The following is a 3,639-nucleotide window of genomic DNA, read 5'->3' as shown; positions in this document are numbered from 1 at the left end:
TCCGGCAGCCGCCAGCAGCCGGCGTCGTGCACGGCATTGCGGCGGAGCTCCTGAAGGGCGGCGATCTGCCGGTCGAGCGCGGCGGCGATCGGGCCGGAGACGGTCTGGGTCGCCCGCGCTTCCCAGTCGCCGGCGACGTTCGCCTCGCGGGTGCGCCGGACGAGCGAGGCGACCAGGGTCGTTTGGCCGGCCTGTGTGGCGCGCAGCCGCTGGAGATTGCCGATCGCCTTGTCGAGCACGAAATCGGGCGGGACGACGCGCAACGCGGCATCGTGGCGGACCCGCTCGGTTTCCCGATCGAGGGCGAGCGGAATCTGGCCGAGCCGTAACAGATAGAAATCGGCGTCGGCGGCGTTGCGGACCGGGTGCTGGCTGTCGAGGAAGTCGGGGACGTTGTAATAGGTGCCGCCGAGCTGACTGACGACATAAGGCGCGGGCCGGCCGCCGGCATTGCCATAACGGAAATTGGCCGCGACCAAAGCGGTGCCGCCGCGGAACTCGGCGATGTCGTAATTGAGCGCGCCGGCGGGCGAGAGGCCGGCGCGGCCGAAGGCGGTCAGCTCGCGCTGGCGGCGGACGCCTTTGGCGCGGTCGGCGTCGGCCCGCGCCTGGCTGTTGTCGCCAAGCTCGCCGCGCAGGCTGGCAAGCTCGCCGACATCGAGGCCGAGACTGGTCGCCTGGGGCGGGTTCTCGCGCAGATCCTCGTTGAACCAGCCCATCAGCATCCGGTCCAACGCCGCGTCGCGTTCGCTGGCGGGGGCGGACGCCGGGGCGGCCTGCGCGAAAGCCTCGTCGATCCCGACAAAGGCAAGCGCGCCAAGCGCGGTGGTGCTGGCGAGGAAGGTACGGCGATCGAGCATCTGCGGGCTCTCCAGGAAGACGAGTCCGCCTAGGGCCGGCGCCATCGCCGCGCAACGGCGGCGGCGACGGGGCCGCGCTATTTTTCGAGCAACGACAGTCGCCTCAGTCCGCTGCTTCCTCGCTCATCAGGCCGATCAGATTGCCTTCGCTGTCGCGGGCGACGGCGAGCCAGACATCTTTGTCGGCGATGCGGGCGATGCAATGCGCGGCGGCATCGAAGGTAACACCCTCGCCGGCAAGCCCGGCCTCCGCCGCGCGCGCGCTGGACACCGCATAATAGAGGATCGAGCTGCCGGCGCTTTCCGGCCCCTCGGGCTGGCTCAGCATCAGCCGCGTCTCGCCGCACTGGAAGAAGGCGAGGCCCGGCGGAGCGTCGAACAGATGCGGGAGGCCGAGCGTGTCGCGATAGAAAGCGCGGGCGCGGTCGAGATCGCGCACCGGCACCGCGATCTGGGCGATATGAATGGGATTCAGGGGCATGGCTTCGAACCTCTCCGTATGCTAACAGTTCGATTCGGACAATAATTAGCATAGCTAACATATGGTGTAAAGATGGTGGAAGGCGAGATTCACGACATTGCGAGGCGGCTCCACGCGGCCGCGATCCGGCTGCTCCGGACGCTGCGTCGCGAGGATGACGGCAGCGGACTTTCGGCGCCGCGCCTGTCCGCTTTGTCGGTGATCGTGTTCGCCGGGCCGCTGTCGCTGGCGGCGCTGGCGGCGGCCGAGCAGGTCCGGCCGCCGACGATGAGCCGGATCGTCGACGCCTTGGTCGCGGCCGGGCTGGCGACCCGCGAGGCGGCGCCGGGCGACCGGCGCAGCGTCCGCATCGAGGCGACGGCGGCTGGCCGGACATTGCTGGAGGAGGGCCGCGCCCGCCGGGTCGGCGCGCTCGTCGAACGGCTGGCGTCGCTCACCGACTATGAGCGGCGGGCGCTGGCGCGGGGCGTCGAAATCCTGGAGCGGGTGACGCGCTGATCAGCGGTCGCGATCATATTCCGTTTCGATCCGCGGCGCGTCCGGCCGCTGGTGATCGAGCGATTCGCGATATTTGAGGCAGCCGCGCAGGAATTGCGGCCAGGCCGGCACCGCGATTTCGGGCGGAATCGATTCCGGCAACAGGCCCCAGAGCTGCGGGTGGTGCCAGCACAGGCCATGCCCGCTGGCGTCGCGATGGGCGCGGATGCCGGCACGCAGCCGCTGCGCCTCGGCGATCAGCGCCTCGCGGTTGAGCTTTTCGAGGTCTTCGTCCATGGCCCTTCAACCCTTCGCGCGGCGTCGGGTTGCGCTCTTGTTGCAGCGCAGCATAATCGCTACAGGCGGGCGAACATTTCTCCCCTTTCGAGAGTTATTTTGAGATGAGCCTCCGCAACGTGGCGATCATCGCCCACGTCGATCACGGCAAGACGACTCTTGTCGACCAGCTGTTCCGCCAGTCCGGCACCTTCCGCGACAACCAGCGCGTGGAGGAGCGGGCGATGGATTCGAACGATTTGGAGAAGGAGCGCGGGATCACCATCCTCGCCAAATGCACCTCGGTCGAATGGGAGCATGACGGCACGACGACCCATATCAACATCGTCGACACGCCCGGCCACGCCGATTTCGGCGCGGAGGTCGAGCGGATCCTCAGCATGGTCGACGGCGTCATCCTGCTCGTCGACGCGGCCGAAGGGCCGATGCCGCAGACCAAGTTCGTCACCGGCAAGGCGCTCGCGCTCGGCCTCAAGCCGATCGTCGTCGTCAACAAGATCGACCGCCCGGACGCCCGCCCGGCCGAGGTGCTGGACGAGGTGTTCGAGCTCTTCCTGACGCTCGAGGCCAATGACGAGCAGCTCGATTTCCCGACCCTCTACGCCTCGGGCCGCGCCGGCTATGCGGGCCTGACCGACGACGTCCGCTCGGGCGACCTGACGCCCCTGTTCGAGACCATCGTCAGCCACGTCCCGCCGCCCCGGCTCGACGCCGACGGTCCGTTCCGGATGCTCGCCACCTTGCTCGATCGCGACCCGTTCCTCGGCCGCATCCTGACCGGCCGGATCGAGAGCGGCACGCTCAACGTCAACATGCCGATCCGCGCGCTCGACGTGGACGGCGCCGCCGTCGAGGAAGGCCGGGCGACCAAGGTCTTCGCCTTCCGCGGACTGGAGCGGGTGCCGGTCGAGAGCGCGAAGGCGGGCGACATCGTCGCCATCGCCGGGCTGACCAAGGCGACCGTGTCCAACACCATCGCCGATCCGGGCCTCACCGCACCCTTACGCGCCCGCCCGATCGACCCGCCGACTTTGGCGATGAGCTTCAGCGTCAACGACAGTCCCTATGCCGGCCGCGACGGCGACAAGGTGCAGAGCCGCGTCATCCGCGACCGGCTGGAGCGCGAGGCCGAGGGCAATGTCGCGATCCGCCTGACCGAGAGCCAGGAAAAGGACGCGTTCGAGGTCGCCGGCCGCGGCGAGCTGCAATTGGGCGTGCTGATCGAGACGATGCGCCGCGAGGGCTTCGAGCTTTCGATCAGCCGCCCGCGCGTCCTGTTCCGCGACGGCCCCAATGGCCGCGAGGAGCCCTATGAGACGGTCGTCATCGACGTCGACGACGAGCATTCGGGCACGGTCGTCGAGAAGATGGCGCAGCGCAAAGGCGAGATGACCGACATGCGCCCGTCCGGCGGCGGCAAGACGCGGCTCACCTTCTCCGCCCCCTCGCGCGGCCTGATCGGCTATCACGGCGAGTTCCTCTCCGACACGCGCGGCACCGGCATCATGAACCGGCTGTTCGAGA

General features: G+C 68.9%; 5 protein-coding genes. 2 read left to right on the top strand and 3 right to left on the bottom strand.

The window, feature by feature from the left end; genetic code table 11:
• On the bottom strand, positions 1-905 hold a 905-nt coding region (locus tag ACT4N3_RS05030; protein ID WP_444854114.1), incomplete at its 3' end, for a DUF885 family protein.
• Between the two features lie 58 nt (positions 906-963).
• The gene (locus ACT4N3_RS05025) at positions 964-1,341 is read right to left on the bottom strand and encodes a VOC family protein (RefSeq protein WP_444854113.1); all 378 of its coding nucleotides are present in this window, start codon (positions 1,339-1,341) and stop codon (positions 964-966) included.
• Positions 1,342-1,413: 72 nt separating this feature from the next.
• Between ACT4N3_RS05025 and ACT4N3_RS05020 the strand changes: the two genes are divergently transcribed.
• Positions 1,414-1,839, top strand: a complete 426-nt coding sequence (locus ACT4N3_RS05020; RefSeq protein WP_444854112.1) for a MarR family winged helix-turn-helix transcriptional regulator — start codon at positions 1,414-1,416, stop codon at positions 1,837-1,839.
• Here the strand turns inward: ACT4N3_RS05020 and ACT4N3_RS05015 are convergent, their stop codons facing one another.
• Complete coding sequence (locus ACT4N3_RS05015; RefSeq protein WP_444854111.1) at positions 1,840-2,115, bottom strand: hypothetical protein; 276 nt, start codon at positions 2,113-2,115, stop codon at positions 1,840-1,842.
• A gap of 104 nt (positions 2,116-2,219) precedes the next feature.
• Here ACT4N3_RS05015 and ACT4N3_RS05010 point away from each other — a divergent pair.
• On the top strand, positions 2,220-3,639 hold a 1,420-nt coding region (locus ACT4N3_RS05010; protein ID WP_444854110.1), incomplete at its 3' end, for a GTP-binding protein.

This window comes from Sphingosinicella sp. (assembly GCF_052388015.1).
In the GTDB taxonomy this organism is placed as follows: Bacteria; Pseudomonadota; Alphaproteobacteria; order Sphingomonadales; family Sphingomonadaceae; genus Allosphingosinicella.
The sequence above is the reverse complement of the archived record's forward strand: the minus strand, read 5'-3'. Positions and strand labels throughout refer to the sequence as shown.

What these genes read in the sequence shown, in the direction of transcription:
- ACT4N3_RS05025 (WP_444854113.1), bottom strand. Translation starts at nt 1,341, where the DNA reads ATGCCCCTGAATCCCATTCATATCGCCCAGATCGCGGTGCCGGTGCGC.
- ACT4N3_RS05020 (WP_444854112.1), top strand. Translation starts at nt 1,414, where the DNA reads ATGGTGGAAGGCGAGATTCACGACATTGCGAGGCGGCTCCACGCGGCC.
- ACT4N3_RS05015 (WP_444854111.1), bottom strand. Translation starts at nt 2,115, where the DNA reads ATGGACGAAGACCTCGAAAAGCTCAACCGCGAGGCGCTGATCGCCGAG.